This window comes from Marinobacter sp. L-46, from assembly GCF_056859535.1.
On record NZ_JBSXOP010000046.1, the window covers coordinates 83,838 to 100,034 of the forward strand.

The 16,197-nt window shown below is 58.3% G+C and carries 16 protein-coding genes; 11 read left to right on the forward strand and 5 right to left on the reverse strand.

The features are described 5' to 3' along the window. Window positions 1–2: 2 nt before the first annotated feature. On the reverse strand, window positions 3–1,130 hold the full coding sequence (locus AC13DJ_RS05675; protein WP_482933363.1) for an MFS transporter: 1,128 nt from the start codon (window positions 1,128–1,130) through the stop codon (window positions 3–5). 165 nt (window positions 1,131–1,295) lie between these two features. Further along, a complete protein-coding gene (locus tag AC13DJ_RS05680) occupies window positions 1,296–1,553 on the reverse strand; it encodes a hypothetical protein (RefSeq protein ID WP_474544313.1) in 258 nt (85 codons plus the stop codon). A 253-nt stretch (window positions 1,554–1,806) separates the two neighbouring features. Here AC13DJ_RS05680 and AC13DJ_RS05685 point away from each other — a divergent pair, with 253 nt between their 5' ends. The 10 genes from AC13DJ_RS05685 to AC13DJ_RS05730 all read left to right on the forward strand — a co-directional run bounded on the left by AC13DJ_RS05685 (window position 1,807) and on the right by AC13DJ_RS05730 (window position 10,799). Beyond that, complete coding sequence (locus tag AC13DJ_RS05685) at window positions 1,807–2,778, forward strand: DnaJ C-terminal domain-containing protein (RefSeq protein ID WP_482933334.1); 972 nt, start codon at window positions 1,807–1,809, stop codon at window positions 2,776–2,778. A 12-nt stretch (window positions 2,779–2,790) separates the two neighbouring features. After that, a complete protein-coding gene (locus AC13DJ_RS05690; protein WP_474541173.1) occupies window positions 2,791–3,135 on the forward strand; it encodes a chaperone modulator CbpM in 345 nt (114 codons plus the stop codon). Between the two features lie 156 nt (window positions 3,136–3,291). Further along, on the forward strand, window positions 3,292–4,551 hold the full coding sequence (locus AC13DJ_RS05695) for a DUF5666 domain-containing protein (protein ID WP_482933333.1): 1,260 nt from the start codon (window positions 3,292–3,294) through the stop codon (window positions 4,549–4,551). A gap of 78 nt (window positions 4,552–4,629) precedes the next feature. Beyond that, window positions 4,630–5,487 (forward strand): DUF6502 family protein, encoded by an 858-nt coding sequence (locus AC13DJ_RS05700; protein WP_482933332.1) that lies wholly within the window; start codon window positions 4,630–4,632, stop codon window positions 5,485–5,487. Beyond that, window positions 5,484–5,882 carry a hypothetical protein gene (locus tag AC13DJ_RS05705; protein WP_482933331.1) on the forward strand — a complete coding sequence of 133 codons (399 nt, stop codon included), beginning with the start codon at window positions 5,484–5,486 and terminating at the stop codon, window positions 5,880–5,882. The genes AC13DJ_RS05700 and AC13DJ_RS05705 overlap by 4 nt, the downstream gene beginning before the upstream one ends. An 85-nt stretch (window positions 5,883–5,967) precedes the next feature. Then, window positions 5,968–7,401 carry a DUF5666 domain-containing protein gene (locus AC13DJ_RS05710; RefSeq protein ID WP_482933330.1) on the forward strand — a complete coding sequence of 478 codons (1,434 nt, stop codon included), beginning with the start codon at window positions 5,968–5,970 and terminating at the stop codon, window positions 7,399–7,401. Between the two features lie 2 nt (window positions 7,402–7,403). Continuing rightward, window positions 7,404–7,985: an acyl carrier protein phosphodiesterase gene (locus tag AC13DJ_RS05715; protein WP_286816149.1), complete on the forward strand. Its 582-nt coding sequence runs from the start codon at window positions 7,404–7,406 to the stop codon at window positions 7,983–7,985. Between the two features lie 13 nt (window positions 7,986–7,998). Next, window positions 7,999–8,730 (forward strand): thioredoxin domain-containing protein, encoded by a 732-nt coding sequence (locus tag AC13DJ_RS05720; protein ID WP_476131731.1) that lies wholly within the window; start codon window positions 7,999–8,001, stop codon window positions 8,728–8,730. A 290-nt stretch (window positions 8,731–9,020) separates the two neighbouring features. Then, window positions 9,021–10,040: an oxygen-dependent tRNA uridine(34) hydroxylase TrhO gene (gene trhO / locus AC13DJ_RS05725; RefSeq protein WP_199456678.1), complete on the forward strand. Its 1,020-nt coding sequence runs from the start codon at window positions 9,021–9,023 to the stop codon at window positions 10,038–10,040. Between the two features lie 24 nt (window positions 10,041–10,064). Further along, on the forward strand, window positions 10,065–10,799 hold the full coding sequence (locus tag AC13DJ_RS05730) for a DUF481 domain-containing protein (protein ID WP_199456679.1): 735 nt from the start codon (window positions 10,065–10,067) through the stop codon (window positions 10,797–10,799). A 68-nt stretch (window positions 10,800–10,867) separates the two neighbouring features. Here the strand turns inward: AC13DJ_RS05730 and AC13DJ_RS05735 are convergent, their stop codons facing one another. From AC13DJ_RS05735 to AC13DJ_RS05745, 3 genes are all read right to left on the reverse strand, one after another. Next, window positions 10,868–11,815 (reverse strand): YbgA family protein, encoded by a 948-nt coding sequence (locus tag AC13DJ_RS05735; protein WP_474540601.1) that lies wholly within the window; start codon window positions 11,813–11,815, stop codon window positions 10,868–10,870. 97 nt (window positions 11,816–11,912) lie between these two features. Next, complete coding sequence (locus AC13DJ_RS05740) at window positions 11,913–14,132, reverse strand: glycosyltransferase (RefSeq protein WP_482933329.1); 2,220 nt, start codon at window positions 14,130–14,132, stop codon at window positions 11,913–11,915. Continuing rightward, window positions 14,129–15,187, reverse strand: a complete 1,059-nt coding sequence (locus AC13DJ_RS05745; RefSeq protein WP_482933328.1) for a lysylphosphatidylglycerol synthase transmembrane domain-containing protein — start codon at window positions 15,185–15,187, stop codon at window positions 14,129–14,131. The genes AC13DJ_RS05740 and AC13DJ_RS05745 overlap by 4 nt, the downstream gene beginning before the upstream one ends. Before the next feature lie 439 nt (window positions 15,188–15,626). On the opposite strand from AC13DJ_RS05745, the gene gloA reads away from it, so the two are divergent. Beyond that, complete coding sequence (gene gloA, locus AC13DJ_RS05750) at window positions 15,627–16,175, forward strand: lactoylglutathione lyase (RefSeq protein WP_022989764.1); 549 nt, start codon at window positions 15,627–15,629, stop codon at window positions 16,173–16,175. Window positions 16,176–16,197: the final 22 nt, after the last annotated feature.

The following is a 16,197-nucleotide window of genomic DNA, read 5'->3' on the forward strand; positions in this document are numbered from 1 at the left end:
GCCTAGCTGGCCTCAGGCACCGGCTCAGGCCGGCGCCAGGCAACCAGGAAAATCATCAGCCCGGCCACGGCGGTGGCAGCCCCTACGTAGCCGGTAGATTGCCAGCCGAAGCCGGCGGTAATGGCCAGCCCGCCCAGCCATGGGCCGAGGGCGTTGGCGAGATTGAACGCGGCGTGATGGGAGGCAGCGGCCAGAGTCTGGGCGCCGGTTGCCACGTCCATCAGGTGGGTTTGCAGAGCCGGGCCCAGCGCTACCATTAATGCGGTCAGAAAGCAGACTACGAGTAACACGGGCAATGAGCCTGTGGCAGACGGAAAGACGCTCAGAATCATGGCGCTGAACACCAGGATCACGCCAACGGCCCGGAATTGCAGACGGTCAAACAGCCAGCCACCAAGCAGGTTGCCCACAAAACCGCCCATCCCGAACACCACCAGGGCCACGGGAATCCAGACCGCATCCACTCGGGTGACTTCCAGCAGTGTCGGGGCAAGGTAACTGAACACCGCGAACATGCCTGCGAAGCCGATGGCACCAATGGCCAGCGCAAACCAGATTTGTGGTTTGTTAAAGGCGCGGACTTCGCTTAACGGGCTGTGCCTTTGTTCCTGGGGGTTTTTGGGCAGGAACAGCGTAATCAGCACCACGGTTAGTAACGACACCAGGCCAACAAAACCAAAGGCATAGCGCCAGTCCATGGATTGCCCCATCACCGTGGCCAGGGGGTTGCCGATCAGTAGTGCAAGTGTCAGCCCCATCATGATCTGGCTCACCGCCTTGGCCCGCTTGTGTACCGGCACCAGTGAAGCTGCCACAAGTGCGGCAACACCGAAGTAGGCGCCATGGGGCAGTCCGGCGATAAACCGGAAAACCAGCAGGGATTCGTAATTGCTGGCCAGGGCACTGGCCAGGTTGCCCAGCGCGTAGAAGGACATCAGAAGAATGAGCAGCTGCCGCCGGAACAGTTGCGCACCGAGAATGGCCAGAATGGGTGCGCCGACTACTACGCCCAGCGCATAGGTGGAGATAATGTGGCCTACCTGTGGCTCAGAAACGCCGAGATCCTGGGCGACATTGGGCATCAACCCCATGATGGCGAATTCACCGGTACCGATACCAAAGCCGCCCATCGCCAGCGCAAAGACGATCAGCCAGGTTGGAAGGCCGGACTCGGAATTGTGGTTGGCGGCGCTCAATTTGATCTCCTTGATCCAATCAGGGAAGAGAAAGCCCGCCATTGTTAGGGTTGGGTGTGCTAACGGCAATAAGCGATTATGAGGATGGACGTTAGCTTGCTAATTCAAGCCGTAGCGGCGTTCGCGCTCAAACCTGAAAAAGCCCTCTTCCTCTTCCCGTTCGATGGTCGGAGCAAAAATGGAATCGCCCACAAAGACCACCTGGTCGTTGTCGGCATCGGTCACTTTGTCGTTGCTCAGCAGGTAGCCGAGTTCGCTGCAACCGGAAAACAACAGCGCGGCACTGAGTGCCAGTGCGGGCTTCAGGGATTTGCTGGTAAAGGCCGAGAGGGACCAGCGGCGTGCTTTATTTATCATTGTTAGAGCTCCGTGTGTAAGAGACAGACCATTCGTCTACAAATACTGCCCCTTAACTATTGACCAGGCTCCGGAATTTCTCGACCGCAAACAGGGGTGAAAGGTTGTCAGATTCGGCCACGGGATAAAGGGTGTGAACCCGGTCTCAGTGTTTGATCTGCAGCAAGGCTGCAAGGAAGCGGCTTGTAATTTCCACAGCAACGACAAATATAAAGAGTCAGAGATCACGTTTTGGTCAGATGCGAGGGGTTACATGGACTTCAAAGACTATTACGCCGTTCTGGGGGTGAGCGAGTCGGCTACGCCCGAGGACATCAAGAAGGTCTACCGCAAGCTGGCGCGCAAATATCATCCGGATGTGAGCAAGGAAGAGAACGCCAGCGACAAGTTCAAGGACGTGGGCGAGGCCTACGAAGTACTCAAAGATCCGGAAAAGCGAGCCGAGTACGACCAGTTGCGCAAATACGGCGCCCGGGCCGATGGTTCCTTCCAGCCACCACCGGGCTGGCAGAGTGCCTCTGGCTTTGGTGGCGGCGGATATACCGAAGCCGATGCCCGGCAGTTCAGTGAGTTTTTCGAGGAGATGTTTGGCGGAGGCCGGCATGGCGGGTTTTCAGGAGCAGACTTCGGTGGTGGTTTCCGCCAGGGCGCGAGAATGCGCGGGGAAGATGTTCACGCCCGCCTGGCCCTGTTTTTGGAAGAGGCCTTTAACGGCTGTGAAAAACAGGTGTCGTTTACCGTGCAGGAGATCGACAGCCACGGCCGGATGATGCCCCGGCAGAAAACCCTGAAGGTGAAAATTCCCGCTGGTATGCGGGAGGGCCAGCACATCAGGCTGAAAGGCCAGGGGGCGCCCGGTGTGGGCGGTGCCGAGCCCGGTGACCTGTTCATTGAACTGGAGCTGGCGCCCCATCCGCATTTCACCATCGAGGGCCGCGACGTTCTGGTAACGGTGCCGGTTGCGCCCTGGGAAGCTGCGCTGGGTGCCACGGTGACCGTGCCAACCGTGGGTGGCAAGGTGAACGTGAAAGTGCCCAAAGGGTCTTCCAGCGGCCGCAAGCTCCGGTTGAAAGGCAAGGGCTTCCCCGGTAAGCATCCGGGCGACCAGATTGTGGTGCTGCAGGTGGCCATGCCTGAGCAACACACGCCGGAGGCGGAAAAGCTCTACGAGACGCTGGCGGAGCTGGAAAAAGACTTCAATCCGCGCAGCAAGCTGCACGTGTGAGTGGGGGTGAACATGACAAATAAAGACCAGATAGTGACCGTAGAAGTGACCGACACCAACGGCAGCACCTTCACCCTGCGCGAAATCTGCGAGCGTGGTGACTGCCACGCGGAGTTTGTGATCAAACTGGTGAATTACGGGGTGATTACTCCGCTACAGGAGCTGCCGGAAGTGCGCCAGTGGCAGTTTGATGTGGCCGCACTCCAGCGTCTTCAGAAAGCCCTGCGCCTGCAGCGGGATCTGAAACTCAACCTGCCAGGGCTGGCAATGTCCCTGGAGCTGTTGGACCAGGTGCAGGACATGCGCCGGGAAGTGAACCGGCTTAATCAACGGATTCGTCAGTTGATGGGCGAGTAAACCCCCCCCCGATTCACAAAAGTTTCATATCCAGAAACTGAACAATCTCAAAAATTGGGATTATTTTCCCATGCAACGGTTTGGGAAAAATATCCCAAACGGGCGGCGCGCAGTGAGAATGCGCCGGATTGAGTGAAATCAGCCTGGAGATGGAACATGAAACGTAACGGACTTTCGAAAGCGATCAAGTTGGTGATGGCCGGAGCTTTGGTGGGTGGTCTGGCGGCCTGTGGCGGTGGTGGCTCCGGCTCTTCCGGTTCCGCTGACACCAGAGCCAGCAGCCAGGGCACCAGTGTGGGTGCGGTTACCGGCTTTGGCAGTGTATATGTGAACGGCACTCGCTTTACCACCAATGGCAGGGTGGACGGCGATGACGGGCTCGAGCGGGAAGACCAGCTGGACAAGGGCATGATCCTGAAAGTGAAAGGCAGCTGGGACGACCGGGGTGAAGGCCGGGCCGATGACATTTCCTATGACGACACCCTGCGTGGCCCGCTGACAGCGGCAAGCTGGGACGCCTCGGCCAATACCGGCCAGCTTGAAATGCTGGGCCAGGTGATTGGCCTGACCAATGAAACCGTCTTCCGTGGCGCAACCCCGGAGCAACTGGCGGCCAGCCCAGCGAGTTACCGGGTGCGGGTGAGCGGCTGGCGACTGGACGATGGCAGCTTCCGGGCCAGTTACGTGGGCGCCAGGGTTAGCGGACCGGATTTCGACGATGACAATGAAATTGAGCTGGAAGGCGTGGTACAGAACCTGGATGCCGTAGCCCGAACCTTCACCATTAACGGTTTCTCCGTCAATTACGAGTTGGCCAGTGGCGACGATGACTTCGACCTGGATGACCTGAGCGACGGCATGGCGGTAGAAGTGGAAGGCTATCTGCAGGATGGCATCCTGATGGCCAAAGAAATTGACGACGAAGACGACCTGTTTGATGACGACGATGACGTCGAAATCTCCGGTGATCTCTACGACTACGACAGCAGTACCCGAACCTTCCGCATCAACGGTGTGCTGGTGCAGATCGACAGCGACACTGATTTCGATGACATCAGCGCCAGCAGCCTGCAGGACGGTGTATTTGTGAAGGTAGAGGGCGACTTCCGCAACGGTGTCTTGCTGGCCGAGGAAATTGAAGGCCGGGAAGGCGATGACGAGGTGGAAGGCCGGATCGAGCAGATCGACCTGGCCAGTGAAGTGCTGATTGTCAGCGGCGTTCGGGTTCAACTCACGGCCAGCACCCTGATTGATGATGACGACGATGACGATGGCCGCCGTAGCCGGGTAGACGATATCAACGCCTTCATGGTCGGTGACTATGTAGAAGTGGAGGGTCGCCGTCGGGACGGATACCTGGAAGCCTTCACCATCGAGCGTGAAGACGAGGACGATGATGACGGTGACGACGACTGACCGGTAATCCCGAAACGGGCCGCAGTGCTGGCGGCCCGTTCTGGCTTTTACAATCGCTATGGGAATACAATCCCAAACATGACTGATGCCAATGCCAACCCCCTCCACAAAGCACTGTTTCGCATTTTGCGGCCCCTGGCCCGTTTGCTGTTGCGCAACGGTGTGCCTTTCGGCGAATTCTCCGAACTGGTCAAACGCGCCTATGTGGAAGCGGCACTGGAAGATTTCAGTGATGGCCGGCGTAAACCTACGGATTCCCGGGCAGCGGTTATGACCGGCCTGACCCGCAAGGAAGTCAAACGCCAGCGGGAAATCCTGGCTGGCCAGAACCCTGCGCGGGAATCCCGGTCTAATGCCAACCGGGCATCCCGTGTGGTGTCTGGCTGGGTACACGATCCGGCTTATCAGGCTGACGACAAACAGCCCGCCATGCTGGATTTTGAAGGTGCCGGCAGCTTCACCGAACTGGTACGCAAGTACAGTGGCGACATGACGCCGCGTGCTGTGCTGGATGAGCTGATGCGGGTGGGCGTGGCCGCGGTAGAGCCGGACTCCGGCAGGCTCCAGCTAAAACAAAGAGCCTACGTACCGGCCGGTGACAGTGAGGATATGCTCCAAATCTTCGGTGAAGACGTATCTGATCTTGTGGCTACCATCGATCACAACCTGATCAGCCGTTCGGCCGGGAAGCCGCCGCTGTTCCAGCGGACCCTGACCTACGACAACATCCCGGCAGACGTGATTGAACGGTGGCGGGAGATTTCGGCGGAACGGTCCCAGGCGCTGCTGGAACAACTGGACGACTGGCTGGGGCCCCATGACCGGCAAGGGTCTGGAAACCAGGGTGAAGGCGCCAACAAAGTGCGTACCGGCGTTGGCATTTTCTATTTCGAAGAACCGATACAACCGGACACCAGCGGAGATAAACGCTCATGAGCCCGAAGATCACAACGGTGGAGCCTGCCCGATGGCAGCCGACCGGGCTGGTGACCACCTTGCTGTCACCCGGAGCCCGGCAGGTGATCAACTGCTGGTTGGGAACCGGTGACTTCCTGGATGAGCAGCACCAGCCCAGAATACTGCTGGCCCTGGCCGAAGGGGATGACGCCTTTACCGACCTGGTGCGTTGCGCCAACCCCGACCTGGTGTCTGCTGTTGTGCTGAACGAACTCCTGCGCAAGGGCATTGTCGAGGCCCTGGAAAGCGGTCATGTTCTGTTAAAACGCAGCGCCTATGCTCCTGCGGGGCAGCCTGAACCGGAATCGGTACTGGCTGAGCCTGAAGACCTGTTCAGCAACGGCATTCCCCGCCGTCGCTTTAACGATACCTGATAACCATGGCCGGCCCGGATGGCTGGCGGGAGAGCACAATGACGTCTGACCAACTCCGTAAACGCCTTTCCCTGGCATCGCACCTGTGGCTTTCGGCATTTTCAGTGCCTGTGGCGGCGGTGGAGGCGGCGGTATCGGTATAGCCGACGGCGGCATTCGCGGCACCGGCTCCAGCGTCGGGCCGGTTTCCGGGTTTGGTAGTGTGTTTGTGAATGGGGTGAAGTTTGAGACTGACGGCGAAGTCATCAGCAATGACGGCATCGAGCGCGAGGATCAGCTTGAAGAAGGCATGATCCTGAGGATTGATGGCGATTGGCGTGATGATGGCTCCGGCGACGCGGATACTGTTGAATACGACGATACCTTCCGTGGCCCCGTCTCCGATGTACAGCAAATTCTGGATGCTGACGGTGCCGTGGATGCGGTGACCTTCACCATCTACGGCCAACCCCTGGTTGTTGATAAACAGACCGTCACCAAACGAACGACCCTGGCCACTCTGACCAACGGTGACTTTGTGCGGGTGAGCGGCTGGCGCCAGCCCGATGGGGTTTATCGAGCGAGTTTCCTGGGCCTGTTCGATGGCACTGAAAACGACGTGGAAATTGAAGGGCGCATTGATCCGGGCTCACTCGACACCAGTCTTCAGCAGTTCAGCATCAACGGTCAGCTGATTTCCTATGGCAGCGCTGATGACCCGAGTGAGACCGACCTCGCCGATCTGCCGCTGGTGGAAGTCGAAGGCTCGATTTCTGGCAGTGATTTCATTGCGGAGAACGTTAACAAAGGCGAGGTTCGCCGCTATCGTCGCGGCACTGGTGACGATATTGAGTTTGCAGGGCCAGTCAATTCGGCCTACAGCGCAAGCGCTCGGACTTTCGAAATCAATGGCCTGACCGTTCAGGTAGATAACGATACGGAGTTTGATGACGGCCTCACGGAATCTGACTTGTTGCCAGGTCTGTTGATTCAGGTGGAAGGCACATTCCGGAATGATGGCACCGTATTGGCAGAGGAAATCGATGCCCGTGAAGGTAGTGCCTCTGTTGAAGGTGTGGTCGATGTAAATACTCTGGACCCGGCTAATGAAACCTTCCGGGTGGGTGGCGTGCTAGTCAAGGTTACCCCCGCGACCATTATCAGTGACGATGACAGTGATCAGCGCCTGAAACTGGCAGACCTGAACGGCAGCTACGAGCTGGAGGTTGATGGTATCGAACGTACCAGTGCGTCTGGCGTTGTGTTCCTGGAAGCATTCCGGATTGAGCGGGATGATGATTCTGAAGCCGGCGAGGTGCTCGAGTTTGAGTTAATTGGGGAGCTAACTGAGGTTTCCGGCACCGTTTTTAGTGTTCTTGGGATTGCGATCGAGACCAGCGGCGCGGAGTTTGATGATACGAGTCGTGACGCTCTGGAAGATGCCCTGAATGCAGGTCAGCGTCCGTTGCTGGAAATCGAATATTCCGGGTCGGCTTCGAGTGACTATATTGCCGAAGAAATCGAACTAGCAGAAGACTGAGTATGAACCACCTCGCCCACACCTTCCTCGCCCCAGACTCCCCCGAGGCACGTGTGGGCAGCATCCTCGGGGATTTCTCCCGGGGTGTGGACTGGGCGGCCTTGCCACCCCCGGTGCTGGAAGGCGTTCGCCACCACCTGGCAGTCGATAGCTTCACCGACCAGCACCCGCAAGTGCTGGCCAGCAAGCGGCTGTTCTCCAGCCAGCGCCGGCGCTTTGCCGGCGTGGCGCTGGACATTCTCTACGACCACTTCCTGTTGCGGCACTGGTGCCGGTTTGCCGACTGCGAGAGTGGGGAGTTTGTGCAGACGGTCTATCAGGAGCTGCAGTGCCACGAACAGGTCATGCCGCCTGCCATGGTCAAAGTCACCCGCCGTATGGTGGAGCACGACTGGTTTGGCGCCTATCAGGACCTCGACAATATTGGCTTCGCCCTGGACCGGGTTGCCGGCCGAATCCGCTTCCCCAACCAATTCACTGGAATAATTGACGAAATTCGGGACAATGAGCCGGAACTCGAGGCGAATTTCCTGACGTTCTTCCCGGAACTCCAAACCTTCGCCCGCCAGTTTCCGAACGTATAACAAGGAGCCCCAGATGGGTGAAGCCAAACGACGCAAACAAACCGGCGCCCCCTCGCCAGCCAGGAAAAACAACAAAAAGCCCCTGCTGATTGCAGGTGCATTGGTGGTTGTTGCGGCTGTGGCCGCCGCCCTGTACTTCCTCACAACCCCACCGGCCCCGACCTCCGACGAACTGCCGGTGGCCGCCGCGAACGCCGAACCCTTCCCGGCCTCCCTTGACCAGTACGGCACCTCCGTTGGCTCCGAAAACGCCAGAGTCGTCGTGCGTGAATTTGCCGACTACCAATGCCCCGCCTGCGCCCGCTTCGCCGAAGCCAGCCAGCGTTTGAAGCAGGAATACGTCGAAACCGGTAAAGTCCGCTTCGTCTACTTCGACCTCCCCCTGCGCCAACACCAGAACGCCATGCCCGCCGCCCAGGCCGCCCGCTGCGCCGGTGACCAGGGCCAATACTGGGCCATGCACGACAAACTCTACGACGCTCAGGGCGAATGGAGCGGCTCCAACGACCCGGTAGCCACCTTCACCCGCTACGCCAACGGCATGGACCTCGAAGAACGCCGCTTCCGCCGCTGCCTGGAAACCGAACTGCACAAAGAAGCGGTAGAACAGAGCCTACAGGTTGCCGTTCAAATGCGTGTTTCCAGCACTCCGACAGTGATGGTGGACAACATCCAGCTGACCCGCCCGGGTTGGGGGCAGTTGTCTGCGGTCGTAGAGCGTGAATTGAATAAAACGGCAGACTAAAGCTCTCGCCTGGTAACGCAGCATGCGTTGCGGCGGCTAGGCGAAGAGTTAGCCCTGGGTGGGGGATGTCTTTCCAAAATCGTGCGGAGCCATGGATGGCGGAGCCGAGCGTACAAGGACGTATTCACAGCGTATTTTGGAAAGACATCCCCCAGTCAGGGCGGCATCCACGGCACCTTCCACGGCTAGCACCTACTTGCGTCCAAACTCAGGTTGGTTAAACTCTGCCCCCTTCCGTGAACACCACAAACCATGCTCCGGATTTACGATCCGGCCCGCAGGAGAAAACCATGAGCAACAACATCGTTGTCTGCGCACTGTACAAGTTCGCAGTATTGAATGATTACAAAGACCTACGCCAGCCCCTGCTGAACCTCATGCTGGAAAAAGACGTCCACGGCACCCTGCTGCTGGCCTGTGAAGGCATCAACGGCACCATCGCCGGCAGCCGTGAAGGCATCGACGCCGTCAAAGCCTGGATCGCCAGCGACGACCGCTTTGAAGGCGTGGATTACAAAGAATCCTTCGTGGAATTCCAGCCGTTCAAACGCACCAAGGTCAAACTCAAGAAAGAAATCGTCACGATGGGCGTGCAAGGTATCGACCCGAAACGCGTCGTGGGTACCTACGTAGACCCCAAAGAATGGAACGACCTGATTTCAGACCCGGAAGTGCTGCTGGTCGACACCCGTAACCAGTATGAAGTGGAGATTGGTACCTTCAAAAACGCCGTCAATCCGGCCACTGACACCTTCCGGGAATTTCCCGAGTATGTGAAACAGAATCTGGACCCGCAAAAACACAAGAAAGTCGCCATGTTCTGTACCGGCGGCATTCGTTGCGAAAAGTCCACCGCTTACCTGAAAGAACAGGGGTTTGACGAGGTGTATCACCTCAAGGGCGGCATTCTGAAGTACCTGGAAGAGGTGCCTCAGGAGCAGAGCCTGTGGCAGGGCGAGTGTTTTGTATTCGACGACCGGGTTACCGTCAACCATAACCTGGAGCGTGGTGATTACGACCAGTGCCACGCCTGCCGCCGGCCCATTACCGAAGACGATAAACAGCGCCCGGAATACGAACAGGGTGTGAGCTGCCACCAGTGCATCGACTCCCTGACCGAGGAACAGAAAGCCCGGTTCAAGGAGCGCGAGCGCCAGATGCGTCTGGCCGAGGAACGTGGCGAAGCCCACGTGGGTGGCGAAGCGGCCCGCATTATTGCCGAGCGCAAGGCCCGAAAGAAGGCCGAGCGCGAGCAACAGGCCCGCAGAAGTCTGGAGGGGGAAAACGCACGTAAGTCTACGTCGAATTAAAGAAAACTCAACCAAGGAGAAACTATGTTGATCAGGAAACCGCTGGTAGTCGCCTGTATGGCACTGGCCCCGATGGTTCATGCCCAGGAAAGCGGAAACTGGAAAGGCGAAGCCGAACTGGGTGTGTTGATGACCACCGGTAACAGCGAGGAAACCAAGGTGAACGGCCGGCTGGGGCTGATTCACGAAACCGGCACCTGGCGTAACAGCGGCGATTTCAGTTCCAGGTACACCGAGGCGGAAGACCAAACCACTGCCGAGGAATACAAGGCTGCACTGGAAGCCAACCGCAAGTTCGACGACCATCAGTACTGGTTTGTTCGCGGGTCCTGGGAGGATGACCGTTTCTCCGGCTACGACTTTGAATCCACCCTGACCACCGGTTATGGCAACCGGGTGTGGCAGTCTGGCGACCGTTCCTTCCTGGACCTGTCTGCCGGCGCCGGTTATCGCTACAACAAGCTCATGCAGGTGGACGTGGACACCGGTCGTGACGTGGAAAAAGAAGCCATCGCGCGGCTGGCAGGCCAGTTCGATTACGGTTTGTCTGAAACCTCCCTGTTCCGGCAGAAACTGAGCACGGAAATCGGCCTGGATTACAACAACACCATCACCGAGTCTGAGACCTCCTTGCAGAGCACCATCGTGAACAGCCTGTCCATGAAAGTGGCGTTCCGGGTGAAGAATGTATCGGATGCGCCGGAAGGTTCAGACAAGACCGACACCGAAACGTCGCTGTCTTTGCTCTACGGTTTCTGAGCAGCGTCGGTTAAAAAAACGGGACAGGTGGTTTAACCATCTGCCCCGTTTTTGTTTGCGGAAACCGGTTATACGTTGTTTCGCAGCCCCAGCTCGTCCGGGTAGGGGGTCAGGTATTTCTGGGTGTGCAGGTAGTCTACCGGCTCCTTGCGCTGGGCCAGGCGCAGCAGCGTCATCGGCACCACCAGCGGGATCTCGCCGCGCCGGTAGGCTTCAATCTGCTCCAGCAGCACCGTTTTCTCTTCGGCGGACATACCGTCTTTCAGGTAGCCCAGCAAATGCTGCATGGCATTCACGTGGGAGCCCCGGCTCACTTTCTGTGTCATGGCTTCCATAAAGCCGTGAATATAGCGCTCGGCAATCTGCGCCAGCGGCTCGGATTTCAAATCGGCCAGCATCGGCCCCAACTGGCGGTAGATCTTTTCAGAATGTGCCAGCAGGGTGAACTTGTGGCGCTGGTGGAACTCCAGCAGTGACTGCTTGGTGAGCTGGTCGCCGGCCACGTTCTGCATCCAGTCGTCGTAGGCGAACACACGCTCGATAAAGTTTTCCCGCAGCATGTCGTCGTGCAGGCGGCCCTCTTCTTCCACCGGCATCAGCGGGTAGGCTTTCATCAGGGCATCCGCGAACATGCCCCGACCATCGCGATGCATGAAGGCGCCCTCGGCGTTATGGATCTTGATGCGTTCCATGCCGCAGCTGGGGGACTTCGCCATCAGGATATAGCCGCGCAGATTCTCCAGGGAGGGCAAAATCTGCTGGATGAAGTCCTGCATGGGTTGTGTGTGGTCTTTGGTGCCTTTGCTTTCAATCAGGTGCAGCCCGTCTTCGTGCTCGCGCAGGTGAATGGCCGGGCGGGGCACGCCAAGGCCCGCTTCCAGCTCCGGGCAGATAGAACAGAACTCGAAATGCTTAGACAGCACCTGGGTGCAGTATCGGGAATGTTTATGGCCGCCATCGTGGCGAACTTCCTTGCCGAGCAGGCAGGTGCTGATGCCAACAGGTATGCCGCTCACAGGCTTCTCCAGTCTTGAAAGTGACGTTGCTCATATCGCTTACGTGCTTTCAGTGTAAACCGATCAGGCGGCTGTGCCCAACACCGGCGTGTGCCGGTCAGTGTCGCTTTTGCCTGGCCGCCAGGCTGGTGGCGTAAATGCCACGGACATCCCGGGCAAACTGTTCGATGGAGTAGTCTGCGGCAAAGCTGCGGGCCTTGTCGGAGAGTTCTGCACGCAGTGCGTCATCTTCCAGCAGTTGCCGGGCCTTCTCGAGCCAGCGAGCCTGGTTCTCCGGTGTCTTGTAGCCGTTCAGGCCGTCGCGCACCACGTCTTCAATGCCGCTGGCGCGAACAGCCACCACCGGCAAGCCGGCAGACATGGCCTCCAGGATGACCATGCCCTGGGTTTCGGATTTGGAGGCGAACAGGAAGGCATCGCCCAGGTTGTACCAGATCGCCATTTCCTCCGGTTGCACCGCACCAGCCAGGGTGAAATGGCTTGCCAGGCCCAGGCTTTCAATTTTTTTCTGAAGGCGGTCCCGCTGGTGCCCGTCGCCGATCATCAGGAAACGGAACGGTACGCTGGTTTCTTTCCTCAGCCGGTCGATGGCCTCAATCATGAAATCGATGTTTTTCTCGTTAGACAACCGCGCCACGCTGATGAAAACCTTTTCGTTGGTCAGCCCCAGTTTATTGCGCAGGGCATCAACGTCGGCTTTTTCTACCGACTGAAAGCGTTGGTACTCGATGCCGGTGGGCTGCACAAAGGTGGGCGTGGTTACTCCGATCATGCGCAGGTATTCCTCGGTGGAGTAGGTGGGCACAATCACCCCGTCGCAGCGGTTAGCAAAACGCTTGATCAACGCGTGGGAAATCAGGTTGCGGAACAGCATGCCGGGCAGGGGCACGAAGTGGGCATAGTGCTCCAGCCGGGTGTGGTAGGTGTAGATGGCCGGAACGCCGAGCTGGCGGGCCATAAACAGCCCCAGGCTGCCGAGCCAGAACGGATGATGCAGGTGAATCACATCAGGCCGGAACGCCCGAACCTGTTTGCGAATGCGGGCCAGGAAGATATTGGCCAGCCGGAACTCCCGTTTCTCGCCCATGGCCAGCAGCGAGGGCACGCGAACCACCGCATCTTCCTGGTCGGACTGGTCGCGGTATTTTGGGGCAACAACCAGGATGCTGTCGCCCAGCTGCTCCAGCCCGTTGCGCAATCGTTCGATGGAAATCGGCACACCGCCAATGAACGGCAGGTAGTTGTTGGTAAACATGGCCACCCGTAACGGTTTCTCCAGCCAGGGCGTAGGGTCCAGGTCGTAGTCCGGATAGTAGTCTTTGCCGATGAAGATCACCTGGTACAGCTTGATGGTGATGGCCACAAACACGGACACAATCAGGATGAAGTTCAAAAAGCCGGTATAGAACAGGGAGTAGATAAAGAACCAGAAACCTTCCAGCCGTTTCCAGAGGGGGTGCTGGCCCACCTCTAGGCGCTTCATCTGGTGTTGCACCTCGCCGTTCGGCGAGACGGACACGTCAACGTAGTGGTAGAAGCTCTCTTCTGTGTTGAGTACCAGGCCTCCGGCGCCGCCGGTCGTGATGTACGGAGTGCCGTCAATCTCCTGTTCGTCATACAGGGACAGGTTGGCGGAAAGCACCAGGTCGATATCCTGCTCCTTCACCAGCTGCATCAACGCCTGGCGAAAGGCTTCCGGTTGCAAGTAGTCTTCTTCTCCGTCAAACAGGATCGGGGTTTGCGGTTTCAACAGCGGATGGCCAACAAACAGGATCTGGGCGTTACTGGTGTCGTGGGCCAGCAGGTCCCTCAGCCAGCGTATTTGCCAGCGCCAGGGGGTTTTGCCGGTGCTGTCGAGAAAAATCAGCCGGGTATTGCCGGTACGGATGCTGTAGAAATGTGGCCCGAAGTGGTCGTAGAACCGGAAGCTGCCGAAGTCCTCGTATTCGTGGGCCCCGAAGGTAAGTAAGTAGGGAATCTCCAGGTGGCTCAGGGTGCCGTACAGCGCCCGGTATTTGTCTTCGCCACCGCCGCTGACCGCGTTGCCGGCGGAAACCAGGAAATCCAGCCCGGCCTGGTTCAGTTCCGGAATAAAGCGCCGCTCGAAAATGCCGACCGAATTGTTGATGTTGCCGACTACTGCAAAGCGGATACCTTCGCCGGGTGGTGTGCGCTGGTGGATTCTCTCCACCTGCCCGCTGTGCAGGGCTTCGAAATCCTGCTTGAAGAAATTCAGGTACACCTTGTAGCCGATCAAGGCCACGACAATTACCAGGCACAGGTAAAACAGGAGTTTCAGCGGGTTTCGTCGGGTCATGACTCGCTCCGGTGGCTTTTGATCAGTTCCCTTTGCATCACCAGCAGGCCGATCAGCATACCCAGGTAGATCGTCAGAAAGCGCCAGGCAATGGTGACCAGCACCAGGTGGTTACCCGATAGGATATCCCGGAAGAAACTGCCGAACACCCCTTCGGAAATGCCGGAAGCGCCCGGGGTGGGTGAGAAGTACATGATGAAGGTTGTCACCACCAGCAGCCCCAGAGTGACCAGGTAATTCACCTCATAGCCCAGACCATGGATCAGCAGCGCCGGAAAGCTGAACAGGCTGAGCAGGAACAGCGCGGTAAAGCCCACCGAGAGCAGGATGTCGCGGGGGTTACCTTGCAGGTAATCGCTGAAGCACTGGGCAAACCGGAGCATTTCCCGGCGCAGTTTGAACTGCCACCGGTCGTGGCGGCTGGCGTTGATCAGGTGGGCCTTGCGAAGCCCGGCAATCAGGGCGCTCAGAGGGGCAATCAGCCAGCGGGTGCGGAGCAGCAGCACCGCAAAAAATCCCAGATAGAGTGTTACGAACACGGCCAGGGCCGTGCCGACACCAGACGACCAGACGCCGCCATCGAGTACATCCAGCGTGAGCAGAAAGACCGGAGTCAGGGAGAAAATGAAGATCACCGCCAGTACCGTGCGAATCGTGGTGGCGGCAGTGGCGCGGGCAACCGGCACGCCGTGGCGGGTCAGGTACCAGATCTGGGCAAAGCCACCACCCGTGGCCATGGGCGTGACGTTGGAGAAAAACAGGTTGATAAACACCAGCCGGAATACTTTGCGCAAGGGCAGCCGGTGGCCGAGCGCCCGAAGGGTGTAGTGCAGGCGCAGGCCATCGGCCAGGTAATACACCAGTAACAGGGCCGCGGCCGGGATCAATAAGGTGGGGGAGTGCAGGCGGTTATCAAACTCGAAACTGCGGCCGGCAAAGCGGTCGTATACGGCATAGAGGCCTGCGCCGGTCATCAGCAGGAAGACCAGGCTGAACAGCGTCAGCCTGCGCCAGGAGGTCCGTTTCTGGTAATCGCCGTCAGTCTCGCTTGCCATTGCTCGCCCGCCGTATCAGGGCAGGCAGTTTACCCTGACCGGCGTGGGCATTGTCCAGTGAACGGTGCCACGCGAGGCTCTGTCAGTGTCCGTAAACCATCATGGTGGTGTCGGCAATGGCAAAATCGGTAAACTGCACCGTACCGATACTGGTGCCGCCAATCTTGAAAACCGGCATATCAATGTCCGCCCGGAACTCGACATCGTGAATGGACAGCCCGTCTTTGCCGGAGCCCGCGCTGGTGCCTTTTGCAAGGCGGGCGGTTATTTGTTGTGCAGGTGTACTTTCAAGGCGGGGAGGGCGCGGGTATCTGTGCGCTGTTTCACAAACCGGCTGGTCGCATGGGAGCGGTCTATGACCTTGAAATCGGCGCCAGCCGCACGCAGTGATAGGAGTTGAATTCTTAAAATCACCCTCTAAACCAAAGGGGAAACCACGATGCCCAAGCATTTCGAGCAGGCGCCCGGTCTTTACGACGCTCCGGTACCGGAAACCGAAGGTTATGTGTTCAACCAGACCATGATGCGCATCAAAGAGCCTGAGCGCTCCCTGGACTTCTACACCCGGGTAATGGGGATGCGGCTGGTGCGTAAACTGGATTTCCCGGAAATGAAGTTCACGCTCTACTTCCTCGGCTATCTGGATGACAAACAGGCCCAATCTGTACCGGCAGACGATGCCCATCGCACAACCTACACCTTCGGGCGCGAAGCCATGCTGGAACTCACCCACAACTGGGGTACCGAAGACGATGCAGACTTCGCTTACCACAATGGCAACGACCAGCCCCAGGGCTTTGGCCACATCGGTGTTGCAGTGCCGGATGTTTACGCCGCGTGCGAGCGTTTCGAAAAACTGGGTGTGGAGTTTGTGAAGAAGCCGGACGACGGCAAGATGAAAGGCCTGGCCTTTATCAAAGACCCGGACGGCTACTGGATTGAAATCCTGCAGCCGAACATGCTGGAAAAACAGCGCAAAGACAGCTGATCTCTGCGCGGGTTAACCAGCG